This is a genomic window from Brevibacterium antiquum, from assembly GCF_016107655.1.
In the GTDB taxonomy this organism is placed as follows: domain Bacteria; phylum Actinomycetota; class Actinomycetes; order Actinomycetales; family Brevibacteriaceae; genus Brevibacterium; species Brevibacterium antiquum.
Genome location: NZ_JABASX010000001.1, coordinates 516,883 through 533,263, shown reverse-complemented (window position 1 = coordinate 533,263; position 16,381 = coordinate 516,883). Strand labels below are relative to the sequence as shown.

General features: G+C 62.1%; 14 protein-coding genes and 1 tRNA gene. 8 read left to right on the top strand and 7 right to left on the bottom strand.

Going from position 1 to position 16,381, the window contains the following annotated elements; genetic code table 11:
• Nucleotides 1–83: 83 nt before the first annotated feature.
• The 5 genes from JFC13_RS02445 to guaB1 form a co-directional block, all read right to left on the bottom strand.
• A tRNA-Arg gene (locus JFC13_RS02445) sits at nucleotides 84–159 on the bottom strand.
• 87 nt (nucleotides 160–246) lie between these two features.
• The gene (locus JFC13_RS02440; protein WP_332839315.1) at nucleotides 247–1,206 is read right to left on the bottom strand and encodes a M15 family metallopeptidase; all 960 of its coding nucleotides are present in this window, start codon (nucleotides 1,204–1,206) and stop codon (nucleotides 247–249) included.
• Between the two features lie 355 nt (nucleotides 1,207–1,561).
• Nucleotides 1,562–2,617, bottom strand: coding sequence for a hemolysin family protein (locus JFC13_RS02435; RefSeq protein ID WP_198395503.1), 1,056 nt, complete (start codon nucleotides 2,615–2,617; stop codon nucleotides 1,562–1,564).
• Nucleotides 2,617–3,945 (bottom strand): hemolysin family protein, encoded by a 1,329-nt coding sequence (locus JFC13_RS02430; RefSeq protein WP_198395502.1) that lies wholly within the window; start codon nucleotides 3,943–3,945, stop codon nucleotides 2,617–2,619. The genes JFC13_RS02435 and JFC13_RS02430 overlap by 1 nt, the downstream gene beginning before the upstream one ends.
• A gap of 131 nt (nucleotides 3,946–4,076) precedes the next feature.
• The gene (gene guaB1 / locus JFC13_RS02425; protein ID WP_198395501.1) at nucleotides 4,077–5,534 is read right to left on the bottom strand and encodes a GMP reductase; all 1,458 of its coding nucleotides are present in this window, start codon (nucleotides 5,532–5,534) and stop codon (nucleotides 4,077–4,079) included.
• A gap of 101 nt (nucleotides 5,535–5,635) precedes the next feature.
• Here guaB1 and JFC13_RS02420 point away from each other — a divergent pair, with 101 nt between their 5' ends.
• The 3 genes from JFC13_RS02420 (at nucleotide 5,636) to JFC13_RS19985 (ending at nucleotide 10,191) form a co-directional block, all read left to right on the top strand.
• Nucleotides 5,636–9,403, top strand: a complete 3,768-nt coding sequence (locus JFC13_RS02420; RefSeq protein ID WP_198395500.1) for a multifunctional oxoglutarate decarboxylase/oxoglutarate dehydrogenase thiamine pyrophosphate-binding subunit/dihydrolipoyllysine-residue succinyltransferase subunit — start codon at nucleotides 5,636–5,638, stop codon at nucleotides 9,401–9,403.
• Entirely contained in the window at nucleotides 9,400–10,014 is a 615-nt protein-coding gene (locus tag JFC13_RS02415; RefSeq protein ID WP_198395499.1) for a GDSL-type esterase/lipase family protein, read from the top strand. The genes JFC13_RS02420 and JFC13_RS02415 overlap by 4 nt, the downstream gene beginning before the upstream one ends.
• Nucleotides 10,015–10,116: 102 nt before the next feature.
• A complete protein-coding gene (locus JFC13_RS19985) occupies nucleotides 10,117–10,191 on the top strand; it encodes a 50S ribosomal protein bL37 (RefSeq protein WP_371860662.1) in 75 nt (24 codons plus the stop codon).
• A gap of 84 nt (nucleotides 10,192–10,275) precedes the next feature.
• Here JFC13_RS19985 and rsrA read toward each other — a convergent pair whose 3' ends face one another.
• Together rsrA and JFC13_RS02405 are read right to left on the bottom strand one after the other, a co-directional pair.
• Nucleotides 10,276–10,548, bottom strand: a complete 273-nt coding sequence (rsrA, locus tag JFC13_RS02410) for a mycothiol system anti-sigma-R factor (RefSeq protein ID WP_198395498.1) — start codon at nucleotides 10,546–10,548, stop codon at nucleotides 10,276–10,278.
• The gene (locus JFC13_RS02405; RefSeq protein WP_408610718.1) at nucleotides 10,545–11,267 is read right to left on the bottom strand and encodes a sigma-70 family RNA polymerase sigma factor; all 723 of its coding nucleotides are present in this window, start codon (nucleotides 11,265–11,267) and stop codon (nucleotides 10,545–10,547) included. Before JFC13_RS02405 ends, rsrA begins: the two co-directional genes overlap by 4 nt.
• A gap of 82 nt (nucleotides 11,268–11,349) precedes the next feature.
• Between JFC13_RS02405 and JFC13_RS02400 the strand changes: the two genes are divergently transcribed.
• The 5 genes from JFC13_RS02400 to JFC13_RS02380 are packed head-to-tail and all read left to right on the top strand — an operon-like array spanning nucleotide 11,350 to nucleotide 16,324.
• A complete protein-coding gene (locus JFC13_RS02400; RefSeq protein WP_198395496.1) occupies nucleotides 11,350–11,847 on the top strand; it encodes a DoxX family protein in 498 nt (165 codons plus the stop codon).
• A complete protein-coding gene (gene aroA / locus JFC13_RS02395; protein ID WP_198395495.1) occupies nucleotides 11,840–13,156 on the top strand; it encodes a 3-phosphoshikimate 1-carboxyvinyltransferase in 1,317 nt (438 codons plus the stop codon). Before JFC13_RS02400 ends, aroA begins: the two co-directional genes overlap by 8 nt.
• 1 nt (nucleotide 13,157) lies before the next feature.
• Nucleotides 13,158–14,195 (top strand): ribosome small subunit-dependent GTPase A, encoded by a 1,038-nt coding sequence (gene rsgA, locus JFC13_RS02390; protein ID WP_198395494.1) that lies wholly within the window; start codon nucleotides 13,158–13,160, stop codon nucleotides 14,193–14,195.
• A gap of 9 nt (nucleotides 14,196–14,204) precedes the next feature.
• Complete coding sequence (gene hisN / locus JFC13_RS02385; RefSeq protein WP_198395493.1) at nucleotides 14,205–15,011, top strand: histidinol-phosphatase; 807 nt, start codon at nucleotides 14,205–14,207, stop codon at nucleotides 15,009–15,011.
• Nucleotides 15,012–15,052: 41 nt separating this feature from the next.
• Nucleotides 15,053–16,324, top strand: a complete 1,272-nt coding sequence (locus JFC13_RS02380; RefSeq protein WP_198395492.1) for an aminotransferase class I/II-fold pyridoxal phosphate-dependent enzyme — start codon at nucleotides 15,053–15,055, stop codon at nucleotides 16,322–16,324.
• The last annotated feature ends 57 nt before the right edge of the window (nucleotides 16,325–16,381 follow it).

Sequence of the window (16,381 nt, the reverse complement as noted above, 5' to 3'; positions counted from 1 at the left end):
TCAGCTGGTTGAGGTTGCTTAGGAACCACCATAAGCGGTGGTAGCAGAAACCGCCCACCTCAGCTGATGAGGAGGACGGTGTGTGGTGCCCGCGACAGGATTCGAACCTACGACCTTCTGCTCCGGAGGCAGACGCTCTATCCACTGAGCTACGCGGGCAACGGATGCAATGCTATCACCGACTTGTGGTGCTCCCCAAAACGAATCCGCGTGCAATCGAGTCTCGATTGCACGCGGATGTCGGCATCAGGCGCCCTTGAGGTCCTTGCGGCCTGGAACGTATTCCCAGTGCCAGAGTTCATAGGCGTTGCGCTTGGCCCAATCGGGGTTCTCCCACCCGTACTTCTCACCGTTGGCGACGAGCCACTCATACTGCACGCCGGTACCGTTCTGAGTTCCTGCACCGAGATCCAGCGCGATTCCCCAGCCGTGGTTGGACGTGCCGGGGCGAGCAGCGAATCCGGGCTTGCGTTCTGCAACGGAGATCTGAGATTCCAGCGACCGATACGAGTCGGTGACAGCCAGCTCCTTGCCCGTGTCCTTCTTGAACGCAGCGTTCATCTTGGCAAAGGACACCGCAGCGTCCGAACGCAGCTGGTGGTTGCCGACGCCGATATCGCACAGCCATTCCTCGGGGACCTCACCGTTGGATGCCTCGCCTTTCGGAACCTCGCCTTCGCATCCGGGAAGCACGGTCTTGGTGATGGCACGCGAAGCGGCCTCGACCTTGGTCTGCTTGGCGCTCGGGGCGCCGATGGCCATGCTCGTTTTCTCGTTGTCTGCCTTGATATCGGCGGAGACGGATTCGGCATTGATGGCGCGAGTCTGGCTGTCGGCAGCAGTCTCGTCGACCTTGACTTCCTGATTGCCGCTCATGTTGCCTGCGACCATGACGGCGGCGATCGCGGTTCCTGTGACAGAGACAGTGGCCAAGGCCGAGAAGGTCGTCACACGACGTCGACGCACCGAACGCAGCAGTGAACCGTCGGATCCGCGGCTGCCCATGCGAGCGGCTACGAAGGCCGAACCGACATCGTCGGGACGCGCCGAGGCCTCCTTGGCCATCGCGGCCCTACGGGGCGATCCTGCGGCGGCCCTGGCTTCTGCAGCCATCGCGGCGCGACGCGGCGAAAGGGGTGCGGATGGAGTCGGGTTCGAATGCTGCGACACCGATGTCGCGGCCTGTTTCGAAAAGACAGATGTCACAGGTGAAGATGTGTGCTGCCTGCGCAGATCGCGACGGCGAACCAGTGGCATCTCTGCGGTCGAGGACTCACTCGACATATTACTCCGTACTGTTGTCCGTATTTCGACCGCCATGTATCCGGGCGAACGAAAACCTTATGTCACAACACTATAACGAGCTCGTTACAGATTGTCACTTTCCGTTCACACTTGGCGTGTGACCTGGCGTTTAACATGTTTTAACCCCCACCAGGGCGCCGCAGAACGCGTATTTGCGGGCTCCGGTGGGGGCCTTAGATAACATATTGTTACAAAGGAACGGGCATTTGGATGACGCGTGTCACACATTCCTCGCCGTGCCTGCGTGATGTCATGTTCAGTATTCGTATCGACCTCGCTGCATGGCGTCCTGGACTTCCCCGACGAGCTCTTCCAAGACGTCTTCGAGGAAGAGCAGTCCCAGCACGTTGCCCTCTGCAGACACGACCCTGGCAACGTGAATGCCGACCTTCTGCATCTGGGAGAGGGCCTCTTCGACTTCGTCACCCGCAGTCACCGTGAACAGGGGACGGAATCTCTTCGTCGGAACCGGTGCACCGTATTCGAGCGTGCTGTCGGCATAGAGGACGTCTTTGATATGGAGATAGTCCTGCGGATACCCGTCGTCGTCGGTGACGAAATAGCGCGAGAACCCGGTCTTTCCGACCAGGGTGACGAGCTCATCAGGAGTCACACTGGAAGAGATGGTGATCAGTTCGGACATCGGGACCATGATGTCGGCTGCTGTTTTGTCGCTGAACTCCAGTGCGCCCTTGAGGAGCCCGGTGTCGTCTGTGAGCAGACCCTCGCGTTTGGACTCGGCGACGATCGACTCAACCTGCTCGATCGTGAACGCCTCGTTGACCTCGTCGCGTGCTTCGATCTTGAACAGATGCAGGATCGAGTTGGCCAGACCGTTCAGCGGTTTGATGACGAAGCCGAAGACTCGGGAGAGGAAGACGAGCGGGGGCGCCAGCAGCATCACGGCGCGAGCCGAGGCTGCCAGAGCCATGTTCTTGGGCACCATCTCACCGATCACCACATGCAGATATGTGACGACGCCCAGAGACAGAATGAAGGAGATAGTCGAGGACAGCCCAGCCGGAATGCCCAGTCCTTCCAGCGGCCCTGCCAGGAGATGGTGGATGGCCGGCTCTGCCACGTTGCCCAACAGCAGAGAGCAGACGGTGATTCCGAGCTGGCAGATCGCCAACATCACCGAGACATGCTCCATCGCGTAGAGAGCAGTCTTCGCCGCGGACGACCCCTCCTGAGCCCGGGGCTCGAGCTGTGATCGTTTGGCCGCGACCACTGCGAATTCGGCTGCGACGAAGAAGGCGTTGCCCAGAAGCAGAACGACGAGCCAGATCAGGCCGAACCAGTCAGCGCTCATCAGAATTCACCGCCCTGTTCATAGCCGGCTGCGTCTGTCGCACGAAGGAGAATGCGCAATCTCTCGACCCGGCGACCATGCATCCGCTCGACACGGATCAGCGCGTCATCAGTTCGGATCTGGTCCCCTGGCTCTGGGATCCTCCCCAATTCTTTGAGGACGAAGCCCGCCAGAGTCTCGTAATCGGAGTCTTCCGGTATCTCGAGTCCGATCGTCGACGAAACTTCGTCGGGACGAAGCTGTCCCGGAACGATCCATGTGCCATCCCGAGCCGGCCGTGCCGCCACACGCATCCGGTCGTGCTCATCGGCGACCTCACCGACGAGTTCTTCGACGACGTCCTCGAGCGTCACGACACCTGCGGTGCCTCCGAATTCGTCGACGACGACGGCCATCTGCAGGCCCTTGGCCCGAAGCTCCATGAGAAGCGGATCGAGCCGCAGCGTTTCAGGAATCTCTGTCACCTCGGTCATCAGTCCTCCGGCGTAGGCATCGTCACGATTGGGCAGCGGAACCGCAAAGGCCTGTTTGACATGGACGACTCCGACGATATGATCCTTATCTTCGCCTGCCACCGGGAATCGGGAGAACCCTGTCTCTCGGGCCTGTTCGATGATCGCTCGTGCGGTCGTATCCTTGACCACCGATGACATGCGTGTGCGAGGTGTCATCACGTCCTCTGCGGTGCGCTCGGAGAAACTCAGCGTCCGTTCGAGGAGGTCGGCGGTCTGCTCATCGAGCACTCCCTCTTCAGCGGAGTGACGCACCAGAGATGTGAGCTCTTCGGGCGACCGACCGACCGAGCCCTCTTCCTGAGGCTCGATGCCGAAGGACAGAAGAATCTTGTTCGCGGTGCCGTTGAGCACGCTGATCACGGGTTTGAAGACGAGGGAGAAGGCATACTGCATGGGCGCGGCAATGCGGCCGGTTGCCAACGGCACTGCGATCGCCAGATTCTTAGGCACCAGTTCGCCGAAGATCATCGACAGGAACGTGGATGCGATGAGAGCGATCGTCAGGGCGATCGGAGCCGCGAGACCCGGACTCGCGCCCAAGGATTCGAAGACCGGAGCCAAGAGTTTGCCCAGGGACGGTTCCATCAGATAACCGGTCAGCAGGGTTGTGATGGTGATGCCCACCTGGGCCGCAGACAGCTGCGTGGACAGGTGGGTCATCGAACGACGGAGCGTCTTGGCCCCGAACTTGCCGTCTTCCACCGCTTTGTCTGCGGTGTGACGATCGAGCGTGAGAAGGGAGAACTCGGCAGCGACGAAGACGCCGGTGCCGCAGATGAGGATGAGGGCTAAGGCAAGGTAGAGCCATTCCATCAGTGACGATCCCCGCCGTTCGCGGTCAGGAGATCAGGGTAAGTGATGCGATCGAGCCTCAGCGGGTGAGGGTCGTCGTCTGGGGCGCCGGCTTCCCGCCGGCAGGGACTGTCACTGTGCATGGCTAGATCTTACCAACTCCGGGACAGAGGGCGGCCTTCGTCATACCCTGCAGCGCTCTGAACTCCGACTGTTGCGAGTTCGGCAAATTCCCCGAGGTTGCGGGCTCCTGCATAGGTGAAGGAGCTGCGTACGCCCGAAGTGATGCCGTCGAGCAGATCCTCGACACCAGGAGATTCTGGGTCAATGTACATCGTCGACGAAGAAATGCCCTCTTCGAACAGGCCCTTGCGTGCGCGGGAGAACGCAGACTCCGTCCGAGTCCTGTTCGCCACCGCCCGCGCCGAAGCCATGCCGAAGCTCTCCTTGTATCTGCGGCCTTCGCCGTCGACGAGAAGATCCCCCGGGGACTCATGGGTGCCGGCGAACCACGAGCCGACCATGACCTGTGATGCACCTGCGGCGAGAGCCAGCGCCACATCCCGGGGATAGCGCACTCCCCCGTCCGCCCACACATGAGCGCCCAGCTCTCTGGCAGCCTCGGCGCATTCGCGGACAGCCGAGAACTGCGGACGGCCGACGGCCGTCATCATGCGCGTCGTGCACATAGCACCGGGGCCGACACCGACCTTGATGATCTGAGCGCCGGCCGACACGAGGTCGCGAACACCATCAGCGGTGACGACATTGCCGGCGACGATGGGCACTCCCAGATCAGCGGCCGCGATCGAGCTCAAGGTGTCCAGCATCTTCACCTGATGGCCATGGGCAGTGTCGACGACGAGCACATCGGCACCGGCTGAGACCAGTGCAGAGGCTCGTTCGACGGCGTTGCCGTTGACTCCGACCGCCACGGCGATCTTCAGTCTGTTCTGATCATCAAGGTTGGGGGCGTAGATCGATGACCGCAGCAGCGACTTGGGAGTCAGGGATCCCAGCACCCTGTCGCTGTCATCGACCACGGCTGCGAACGGAGTCCGGGCCTCGTTCATGGACTCGAACAGAGACTCCAGCTGTGCCCCATCGGACCAGTCGATGTCCGAGGCCCGGATGACATGCGGCGACGGTTCGAGCAGCGCAGACACCGCAGTGAAGCGGTCGACGCCCTTGAGGTTCGTCGAATCGATGACTCCGGCGAGCTTGCCGGAGTCATCGACGACCACTCCGTAGCCGTGGGATCGTTTGGCCAGGACGTGCAGTGCGCTCAGCACTGTGTCCTCCGGGGAGAACCGCAGTGCCGAATCGAAGACGCGGTCGCGACTCTTCACCCACTCGATCGTGTCCTGGGCAGCCGATAGGGGGATGTCCTGCGGCAGTACCGCGAGACCACCTCGGCGAGCCATGGTCTCCGCCATCCGACGACCGGATACGGCGGTCATATTTGCGGCGACGATCGGTGTCGTGGAACCGGTCGGATCGGTCGTCGACAGGTCGACGTCGAACCGGGAAGTCAGTGAGGACGAATTGGGAACCAGGAACACATCTGAGTAGGTCAGATCATTATTCGGGTCATTTGAGATGAAACGCATAACACTATTGTCCCCTATGCGGACATACTCGGGTACATCGCGTTAGGCTGGTCATGTCGTTAAGCAGCAATTCTTGAATCAGGAAGTAGGCGATCAACGCCGTGTCCGTCAATACTCCGAACCGCACCGTCGACGACTTCGGGTCGAATGAGTGGTTGGTCGAGGAATTGTATGAACAGTACAAGTCCGATAAGAACTCCGTCGACCAGTCATGGTGGCCGTTCTTCGACAAGTACGAAAAGAACGGGGATGGAGCAGCAGCGAAGACTGCAGACTCCAAACCCGCCGCAAAGACCGGTACCAAGCCGGCCGCGAAGTCCAACGTGAAATCAGCATCGAAGGCTCCTGCGAAGCCTGCCGACAAGTCCGCCAAAGACACCTCGGGCGCAGACTCTGTTGCGGATGACAGTCCCCGCGGAATCTCCCCGTCATCGGCACAGACCGAGACTCTGAAGGCCGAGACCAAGTCCGTGCCCAAGGTCGTCGTGAAGGACACCGAGCCGAAGCCGACTCCCGAAGAGACCGTGACCCCGTTGCGCGGTCCGGCGAAGCTGATCGCCAAGAATATGGACGATTCGATCGAAGTTCCCACGGCCACGTCCGTGCGGGCGCTGCCGGCAAAGGCACTCATCGATAACCGAATCGTCATCAACTCGCACCTCAAGCGGACCCGTGGTGGAAAGGTCTCCTTCACCCACCTCATCGGCTTCGCCGTCATCCGAGCTCTGCAGAACTTCCCCTCGCAGAACGTGTCCTACGATGTCCGCGACGGCAAGCCCGTCATGGTCTCTCCCGCACACGTGAACTTCGGACTGGCGATCGATGTGCCGAAGAAGGACGGTTCGCGCACTCTTCTTGTGCCGAACGTCAAGAAGGCTGAGACTCTGACCTTCCGCCAGTTCGTCGATGCCTACGACGGTCTCGTCGACAAGGCTCGGCAGGGAAAGCTCACAGCTGACGACTTCGCGGGCACATCGGTCTCACTGACCAACCCCGGCGGAATCGGAACCGTACACTCCGTGCCTCGTCTGACCAAGGGGCAGGGATGCATCATCGGCGTCGGTGCACTCGACTACCCGGCGGAGTTCCAGGGTGCCAGCCAGCACACGATCAACAAGCTGGCCGTATCCAAGGTCCTGACACTGACTTCCACCTACGATCACCGCGTGATCCAAGGTGCAGGGTCCGGCGAGTTCCTCAAGCTCGTCCACAGCTACCTCCTCGGCGAGGACGGCTTCTACGACGATGTCTTCGAGTCGCTGCGTCTGCCCTATGAGCCTGTGCGCTGGGTGCCTGACGTCTCGGCCGAAGATCAGGACGATGTCAACAAGACCGCCCGCGTCATCGAACTCATCGACGCCTACCGCACCCGCGGACACCTCATGGCGAACATCGATCCGCTCGTGTACCGTCAGCGTTCGCACCCGGACCTCGACATCAACCAGCACGGTCTGACCCTGTGGGATCTCGAACGCGAGTTCCCCACCGGCGGCTTCGGGGCCAAGCCGATGATGCCCTTCCGCAACATCCTCGGCCTCCTGCGCGAGAGCTACTGCCGGACCATCGGCTTCGAATACATGCACATCGCCGATCCGCTGCAGCGCCGTTGGTTCCAGGCCAAGATCGAGGTTCCTCATCAGGAGCTGACTCGTTCAGAGCAGGGACACATCCTCGGTCGCCTCAACGCGGCCGAAGCCTTCGAGACCTTCCTGCAGACGAAGTACATCGGACAGAAGCGCTTCAGCCTCGAGGGCGGCGAATCAGCCATCGTCCTCCTCGACGAAGTCCTCAACCAGTCGGCAGACACCGGTATGGAACAGGTCGCCATCGGCATGGCCCACCGTGGACGTCTCAACGTGCTCACGAACATCGCCGGCAAGTCTTATGCGCAGATGTTCCGTGAGTTCGACGGAACGATGTCTCCCGACAGCGTTCAGGGCTCCGGCGACGTCAAGTACCACTTGGGCACCGAGGGTTCCTTCACGTCACCTGCGGGCAATTCGACCGATGTCTACGTCGCGGCCAATCCCAGCCACCTCGAGACCGTCGATCCGATCCTCGAAGGCATCGTGCGCGCCAAGCAGGACTTCATCGACCAGGGAGAAGCCGGTTTCACCGTGCTTCCCGTCCTCGTTCACGGCGACGCGGCGTTCGCAGGTCAGGGTGTCGTGACCGAGACCCTCAACCTCTCGGAGCTGCGCGGCTACCGGACCGGTGGCACGATCCACATCATCATCAACAACCAAGTGGGCTTCACCACCCCTCCGGCCTCGGCCCGCTCGTCCTTCTACTGCACCGACGTTGCGAAGTCGATCAACGCGCCGATCTTCCACGTCAACGGGGATGACCCCGAAGCCGTCGTCAGAGCAGCACGACTCGCGTTCGAATACCGTCAGGAATTCAACCGCGACGTCATCATCGACCTCGTCTGCTACCGCCGCCGCGGACACAACGAGGGCGACGATCCATCGATGACGCAGCCGCTGATGTACTCCCTCATCGAGAAGAAGGGTTCGGTGCGCAAGCTCTACACCGAATCGCTTGTCGGCAGAAAGTGCATCACCGATGAGGAGGCCAGCGAAGCGCTCAAGGACTACCAGTCGAAGCTGGAATCGGCGTTCGCCGAGACCAAGGAAGCCGAGACCGGCCCCTATGACGGTGATGCCTTCAATGCACCGCACGTGCCCAGCGACATCGAAGCATTCAACAATGCTGAGACCGCGATCAGCACGGAGACTCTGCACCACATCGGCGAGACCTTCGCCGCTGTTCCGGAGAACTTCACCATCCACAAGAAGCTGCGTGCCCTCCTTGAGAAACGCAAGGAGATGTCGCTGTCCGGCGGCATCGACTGGGGCTTCGCCGAGCTGCTGGCCTTCGGCTCGCTGCTCATGGACGGAATTCCTGTTCGCCTCGCCGGCCAGGACTCGCGTCGCGGCACATTCGTGCAGCGCCATTCGGTTCTCATCGACGCCGTCAACGGCAACGAGTGGACGCCGCTGCAGAACCTCAGCGACGAACAGGCCCGGTTCTGGGTCTACGATTCGCTGTTGAGCGAGTATGCGGCAGTCGGCTTCGAATACGGCTATTCGGTCGAGCGCAAGGATGCCCTGGTCGCCTGGGAAGCACAGTTCGGTGACTTCGCGCAGGGTGCCCAATCCGTCATCGACGAGTTCATCTCGTCCTCGGAGCAGAAGTGGCAGCAGAACTCAGGCGTCGTCATGCTCCTGCCCCACGGATACGAGGGACAGGGACCGGACCACTCCTCTGCTCGCATCGAGCGCTACCTGCAGCTGTGTGCTGAGTCGAACATGACGGTGGCTCTGCCATCGAGCGGTGCGTCGTACTTCCACCTGCTGCGTCGCCACGCGATGACGACGAACAAGCGTCCGCTCATCGTCTTCACACCGAAGTCGATGCTGCGGCTCAAGGCCGCGGCCAACTCTCCCGAGGACTTCACCTCGGGAACGTTCGAGGCCGTCATCGACGATGCCGTCGTCGATCCAGAGAAGGTCGACCGTGTCGTGATGGTCTCCGGCAAGCTCTACTGGGAGCTGCTGGCTCAGCGGGAGAAGCGTGAAGACACGAAGACTGCACTCGTGCGCGTCGAACAGCTCTACCCGCTCGATGAGGACTCCATCGCGGCTCTGGTCGACCGGTACCCTGACAGCGCACAGCTGGTCTGGGCACAGGAGGAGCCTGAGAACCAGGGAGCCTGGCCGTTCATGGCGCTGAACATGCCACAGCTGCTGGGTGACCGTGAGATCACCGTGATCTCACGTCCCGCCTCCGCTGCGACTGCCACCGGACTCAAGCATGTCCACGAAGTCCAGCAGCAGGAAGTCATCGACAGGATCTTCCGCCGGTGAGCACCGTGACTCCGACGACTGTTGCTGTGATCGGTGGCCCCCTGGTCGCCGGTCACGGCGATGGTCGTGGTCTCGGGTGGGTTGGACGCGTCACTGCCAGGACGTTGCCCAGCCTGCCCGATCTCAGGGTCTTCCCTTTGGCTGTGCCACACGAGGACTCATCAGGTCTGCATTCTCGCACCATCGCCGAGGCGTCCCTGAGGTTCACCTCGGACGGTGACAATCGGCTGGTTCTGGCTTTGGGTTCGGGCGATCTCGATTCGGGTCGTTCCGTCGCACGCGCCCGTCTCGATGTGGCCAATGTTCTCGACGAGGCACTGGCACGGAAGGTTTCGGCGTTCGTCATCGGGCCTCCCCCTGAGTACAGCTCCGAACGCAATCGTGGAATCGCTGAGCTCAATACGAGTTTCTCCGATGTCGCAAAACGACGCGGCATTGCCTATGTCGATACATTCACGCCACTGCTCGGTCATCCTGTGTGGCAGCGCGAGATCGCATCCTCGCGTGACCACCTTCCCGGACAGGAAGGCTACGGTCTGTTGGCCTGGCTGGTTCTGCACCGGGGGTGGTTCCCGTGGCTCGGTGTCCAAGATGCCATGGGCGATTCCTGACCTTCACACAGCCGCACGAGTCTGGTCTCTGGGACCCGAGTGACACTTTGCCCGGGCACAGTGGTCATGAAAGAATGAAGAATCTAGCGAAGGAGTGAAATCATGAGCAAGCGTAGCCGTAAGCGTCACGACCGCCGCCGTAACAAGGCGAACCATGGCAAGCGTCCCCTCGGCTGATTCGTTCGAATCGACGAGGATACGTGAAGAGGGCGGGGAGAATGGATATTCTCCCCGCCCTCTTCATTTGCCTGTAACAGGCGACTACGTTCCGGCTCCGGGCCAGACGGACTGTTCAGTGGCGATGCGCTGACGAATCTTCTCACGCAGCCCCATCGGTGCCTCTTCCCGGCTGCAGGACCTGCGCACCAGCTCCTTGAGCAGTGCCTCGATCTCATACTCGTCGTGACATGACGGACATTGTTCGAGGTGGACAGAGATCTCACGGATCTCCGTCGTCGTCAGCTCTCCGTCAAGATAATGGTAGATGCGCGTCAGAGACTCCGCACGCACACTCTCACAGCATTCATCGCTCATTTCGCACCTCCCGCAGGTTTGGAGAAGCCGCGATCCGCAGCGTAATCGGCCAACCTGTCACGCAGCTGACGGCGCCCCCGGTGCAAGCGCGACATCACGGTGCCGATCGGCGTATCCATGATCTCAGCGATCTCCTTGTACGGCAGACCTTCGACGTCGGCGTAGTAAACGACCATGCGGAAATCCTCCGGAAGCTCCGACAACGCGTCTTTGACGTCGGAGTCGGGCAGATGGTCGAGTGCTTCGAGCTCCGCCGAGCGGCCCCCGGAGGAGGAATGGCTCGCGGCCTGGGCGATCTGCCAGTCCTCGATGTCCTCACTGCCGTGTTCGAGTGGCTGGCGCTGCTTCTTCCGGTAGTTGTTGATGAACGTGTTCGTCAGAATCCGGTACAGCCATGCCTTGAGGTTGGTTCCCGGCTTGTATTGGTGGAACGCCGCATAGGCCTTCGCGTAGGCCTCTTGGACGAGATCCTCGGCATCGGCAGGGTTTCGGGTCATCCGCAGCGCAGCTGCGTAGAGCTGATTGAGATATTCCAGAGCGTCACGCTCGAAACGGGCCGAACGCTCGGCCTTGGTCTCGGGGACTTCTTTGACTGATTCGGTCATCGTAGTCAATGGTACGCCCGTTCTCTCTAGGACGGCAGTGGCGTTCACAGACTTCTCCTTCTGCCTTTCGACTCGGCACCGGCAGGATCGCCTCACCAGTGCGTGTTCCCTCATTCAACACCGGGGCGAGCCCCCACTATTCCCGGACAACCGTTATGCTTGCCAGTGAGATGCCCGACACGTAGGAAGGACCATAGTGTCTCCAATCAGATTCCTCGCACGGCCCATGCTGGCCGCCGGCTACATCAGCAACGGGGTCGACCGTCTGCGCCGACCAGAAGCGGCAGCCGCATCGATCGGTCCGCTGCTGAATTTGGCACGCAAACAGATCGACGTGCCCATCGACGCACCTACCTTGGCACGCGCCACAGGAGCGGCTCAGGTCGCTGCGGGATCGTTGCTGGCTATCGGCAGATTCCCCCGCGTCAGCGCCACGATCCTCGTCGGCACTTACCTCCTCGACACCGTCGGTGAGCGTATCGCTGCGGATAAGACGACGTCGAAGGAAGACAAACGGGCGCGCACAGAGCGCACCCTGATCCGCACCTCGATGCTCGGCGGCGCACTGCTGGCCAGTGTCGACACAGCGGGCAAGCCAGGACTCTGGTGGCGCACACAGCATGCCGCCGAAGATCTCTGGTCCTCGGTCGAAGACACCTCGAAACAGGCAATGAGTGCGCTTGGCGTTGACTGACACACCCGATCTCACTGCACCCGCCACCGGCGACTGGCTGGCCCCGACCGCCGGTGGCGGCGTCACCGCGAATGTCAGCGTTCCCGGTTCGAAGTCCCTGACCAACCGCTATCTCATCCTCGCGGCTCTGGCCGAATCCGGGTCAATCGTGCGCGGATGGCTGCGCAGCCGTGACACGGTGCTCATGGTCGAGGCGCTGAGAGCGCTCGGGGCCGACATCGACGAAGTCGACGACTGTCTGCACATCACCCCCATTGACTTCTCCGCACACCGCGAAGGTCCTCCGATCACCATCGACTGCGGTCTGGCCGGAACCGTGATGCGCTTCGTTCCTCCGCTCGCCGCCGCCACCGGACGTGAGATCGTCCTCGATGGTGACGAGCAGGCCAGGGTCAGGCCGATGTCAGTCATCATCGACGCTCTGACCCGCCTCGGCGCCTCCATCACTGCAGAGAACAATCTGCTGCCGATGACGATCCACGCACAATCCCACCTTCGTGGTGGGCACCTTGAGATCGACGCCAGCGCCTCCAGCCAATTCGTGTCGGGGATGCTCCTGACCGCCCCTGCGCTGCCCCTGGGAATCGAGCTCGTCAATCGCGGCGATTCTGTGCCCAGCCGGGCCCACGTCGATATGACCATCGAAGTCCTCGCCGATGCGGGGGTCGACGTCACAGAGCCCGAACCCGAACGATGGATCGTCGAGCCTGGCCTGCCGCGCGGGCTCGACGTCCACGTCGAACCGGATCTGTCGAACGCAGCGGCCTTCGTCGCCGCGGCACTGGCCACCAACGGCGACGTCACGGTTCTCGACTGGCCGGCTCATACGACACAGGCCGGAGACGGATTCCGAGCTATTGCCGAAGCCTTCGGCGGTACTGTGACCCTGGACCGCAACGGTCTGCGGGTCCAAGGGCCCGAAGTCCTGCGAGCAGTCGACCTCGATCTCTCTGCCATCGGTGAACTCACGCCCGTCGTAGCTGCCCTGGCGGCACTGGCCGACGGCACGTCCAAGCTGGCGGGGATCGGTCATCTCCGAGGGCATGAGACCGATCGGCTCTCGGCCCTGCGCCGCGAGCTCGGTGCCATCGGCGTCGACGTCGACGAACAGCCGACGTCTCTGACGATCACCGGTTCGGCCCCGCGCCGCGGAACGTGGCATACGTACAACGATCACCGGATGGTCATGGCCGGAGCCATTCTCGGTCTGCACGTCGATGGACTGGTCATCGAGAACGCCGACACTGTGGCGAAGACACTGCCCGAATTCACCCAGCTGTGGGAAGACATGCTGAGTCGGCGCGCCTGAGATGGCACGGATCTACCGCGACGAGGACTACCGCCCTCGCCCGAGCAGGCGCGGATCCAGGCCACGGACGAAGAACAGGCCGAACCACGACGAAGCGATCGAGGGACTCGTCACTGCCGTTGACCGCGGGCGATATCGAGTAGTCGTCGCCGATCATACCGGCGACGTTCGTGATTCCAGTGGGGCAGGTGCCACCACCTCAAACGTCACGGCTGTACGAGCCTCCCACCTGCGCAAGGACGCAGTGGTGCCCGGCGACATCGTCAAACTCGTCGGTGACACCTCGGGCAGCAAGGGATCATTGGCGCGCCTGGTCGAGATCACAGAGCGGCGGTCCCTGCTGCGTCGCAGCGCCGACGACACGGATCCGACGGAACGAGTGATCGTTGCCAATGTCGACGTCATGGGAATCGTCACCGCCACCGAGGATCCGGAGCCCTCCTACGGGCTCATCGATCGGGCACTGACAGCGGCTTTCGACGCCGGCATCGCTCCCCTGCTCATCGTGACCAAGACCGACCTGAGACCGGCCGATGACATCATTGAGCGGTTCTCGCAGACCGGAGTCGAGATCGTGTCATCCGGGCTCAGACCCGACGGGACGCTGACCGATGCGACCGTGTTCGATCGTCTGCAGGGCCAGATCAGCGTCTTGGTCGGACATTCGGGTGTCGGAAAGTCGACCCTGATGAATGCGCTGGTCCCCCGCGCTGAGAGAGCCACGGGCCATGTCAATGACGTCACCGGGCGCGGTCGGCACACCTCGTCGTCGGCGATCTGCCTTCGTCTTGACGGTGGCGGCTGGCTCGTCGACACACCCGGAGTCCGCAGCTTCGGACTCGCCCACGTCGATCGGGACACGCTCATCTCAGCCTTCCCTGAACTCGTCCAAGCCACTGCCGAGTGCCCACGCGGGTGCACCCATCAGGCCGATGCGCCGGGCTGTCAGCTCGACGCCTGGGTCGCTGCCGGCAATGCGGGACCCGGCGGAGTCTCACGGTTGGAGTCGCTGCGCAGGCTGCTGCCCTCGACTGGATAAGGTGGAGGAATGAACGACCTCGACCTGGCAACCGAACTCGCCGACCTCGCAGACTCCATCAGCTACCGTCATTTCGTGGCCCAGGACTTCACCGTCGAGACCAAACCCGATCTGACTCCCGTCACCGAATGCGACAGGGCTGTGGAATCCGCGATCATGGAACGCCTCCACCGCGAACGACCGGCCGACAGCGTCCTCGGAGAGGAATTCGGTTCCCACGGAAGTTCGCCGAGGCGGTGGATCATCGACCCGATCGACGGCACGAAGAACTTCGTCCGCGGAGTCCCCATCTGGGCCACCCTGATCTCGCTCTACGACGGCGAGACGCCGATCCTCGGCATGGTCTCCGCTCCCGCTCTCGGACGCCGGTGGTGGGCCCAGGCAGGTCACGGAGCATTCACCTCTGCGCTGGGAGAGGCCGCCAAACGCATCCACGTCTCCGACGTCGATTCCCTCGGGGATGCCTCGATGTCCTACGCTTCGCTGTCCGGCTGGAAGGCCCTCGGGGTCCTCGACGAATTCCTTCTCCTGTGTGAGAGCCTGTGGCGGACTCGAGGCTACGGCGACTTCTACTCATACATGCTTCTGGCCGAAGGTGCGGTCGACATCGCATGCGAACCCGAACTCGAGCTCTACGACATGGGTGCGCTGGTTCCGATCGTTCGGGAAGCCGGTGGGACGTTCACAAACACGGCAGGGGTCAGCGGACCCTTTGGCGGCAATGCCCTGGCCAGCAATTCGCGCCTGCATGAACGTGCCCTTGATTCGCTGGGACGAATTGCTCCTGCCGCCCATCCTCCCCGCACTCAAGCATGAGTTCTCACCGAAACCCAATCATTTCAGAGGAAGAGGAACCGATGCCCGATGTGATGCGTGCCGATCTCTGGCATTCTATGGCTGATGCAGCCGGTCTGATCAGGACCGACGGAACAATCGGTGAAACCATCTACGGACAGATGACGGCATTGGCCGAGCGGACCGGAGCCGTCAATCTGGGGCAGGGCGCACCGGGCACCGCCCCTCCTGCCGAGCTCGTCGACGCCGCTGCTGATGCCATGCGCGAAGGATACAACCAGTACGCTCCGGGTCGGGGCTTTCCTGCTCTGCTCGAGGCTGTGGCTCAACAGCGGCGGCGGGACTTCGGTCACGAGATCTCGGCGGAGGACGTGCTGTATACGTGTGGGGCCACAGAAGGCCTCACCGCAGCCATTCTCGCGCTCCTGCCCCGTGGAGGCACCGTTCTCACTTTCGAGCCGTTCTACGACGGCTACCCGGCGGCTGTCGCCGCGGCGGGAGGCTCTTTGGTCACTGTGCCGATCCTGCCCACCGACAAGGGAGGCTTCGAACCGGACTGGGTTCGCTTCGACGACGCTGTCGGTGATGCCGAAGCCACTCCTTCGATCATCATTGTCAACACCCCACACAATCCCACTGGGTTCATGTTCAGCGCCGAAGACCTGGCTCGAATCGGCCATGCGGCAGTCGCCGCGGATGCTTGGGTTCTCACCGACGAGGTTTACGAGCAGCTCATCCTCGACGACGCGCCGCACGTGGCTCCGGCGGTTGCCATGGACGACAGTTCACGGGTTGTCACTGTCTCTTCGGCGGGAAAGTCATGGAACGTCACCGGCTGGAAGGTCGGATGGGTGATTGCTGAGCCCGAGGTCCTCCGCGCCATCCAAGCAGTCAAACAGTTCCTCACGTTCACCGCGAGCGGCCCCCTGCAGATAGGTGTGGCGCGCAGCCTGGCCGACACCTCCGACTTCATCACCGAGAACCGTGCCTCGCTGCAGCAGCGCGCAGACGTTTTGGTGCCGGCATGTCGTGCCGTTGCCGGAATCATCGCGTCAACGCCGGCAGCCGGGTACTTCACCGTCGTCGACTTCTCGGCCCTGACCGATCTTGACGCCTTCGAGCTCAACGACCTGTTGGCCAGGCGGTACTCGATCGTCGGGATTCCCGTTCCCGCCCTGTGCCGGACCGGGTCCCCTGCACATACGGCATACCGGTCATCCATCCGCTATTCATTCTGCAAGTCTGCAGCCGATGTCGATCGCGGGGCAGAGCTGTTCTACGACCTCGCCGCCGAGTTGGACCAGAATCCCGATGCGTTGCGCAGGGAGCGCTGATCTCACTGGCGCCGCTTGAGCACTGAAACAACTGCCAAGCGCGGTTAGAGCAGGGGG

Bases quoted from the DNA above. Each gene is read 5' to 3' on its own strand.
- JFC13_RS02435 (WP_198395503.1), bottom strand. From the start codon at position 2,617: ATGAGCGCTGACTGGTTCGGCCTGATCTGGCTCGTCGTTCTGCTTCTG.
- JFC13_RS02430 (WP_198395502.1), bottom strand. From the start codon at position 3,945: ATGGAATGGCTCTACCTTGCCTTAGCCCTCATCCTCATCTGCGGCACC.
- guaB1 (WP_198395501.1), bottom strand. From the start codon at position 5,534: ATGCGTTTCATCTCAAATGACCCGAATAATGATCTGACCTACTCAGAT.
- rsrA (WP_198395498.1), bottom strand. From the start codon at position 10,548: ATGAGCGATGAATGCTGTGAGAGTGTGCGTGCGGAGTCTCTGACGCGC.
- JFC13_RS02405 (WP_408610718.1), bottom strand. From the start codon at position 11,267: ATGAGGGAACACGCACTGGTGAGGCGATCCTGCCGGTGCCGAGTCGAA.
- rsgA (WP_198395494.1), top strand. From the start codon at position 13,158: ATGGCACGGATCTACCGCGACGAGGACTACCGCCCTCGCCCGAGCAGG.
- hisN (WP_198395493.1), top strand. From the start codon at position 14,205: ATGAACGACCTCGACCTGGCAACCGAACTCGCCGACCTCGCAGACTCC.
- JFC13_RS02380 (WP_198395492.1), top strand. From the start codon at position 15,053: ATGCCCGATGTGATGCGTGCCGATCTCTGGCATTCTATGGCTGATGCA.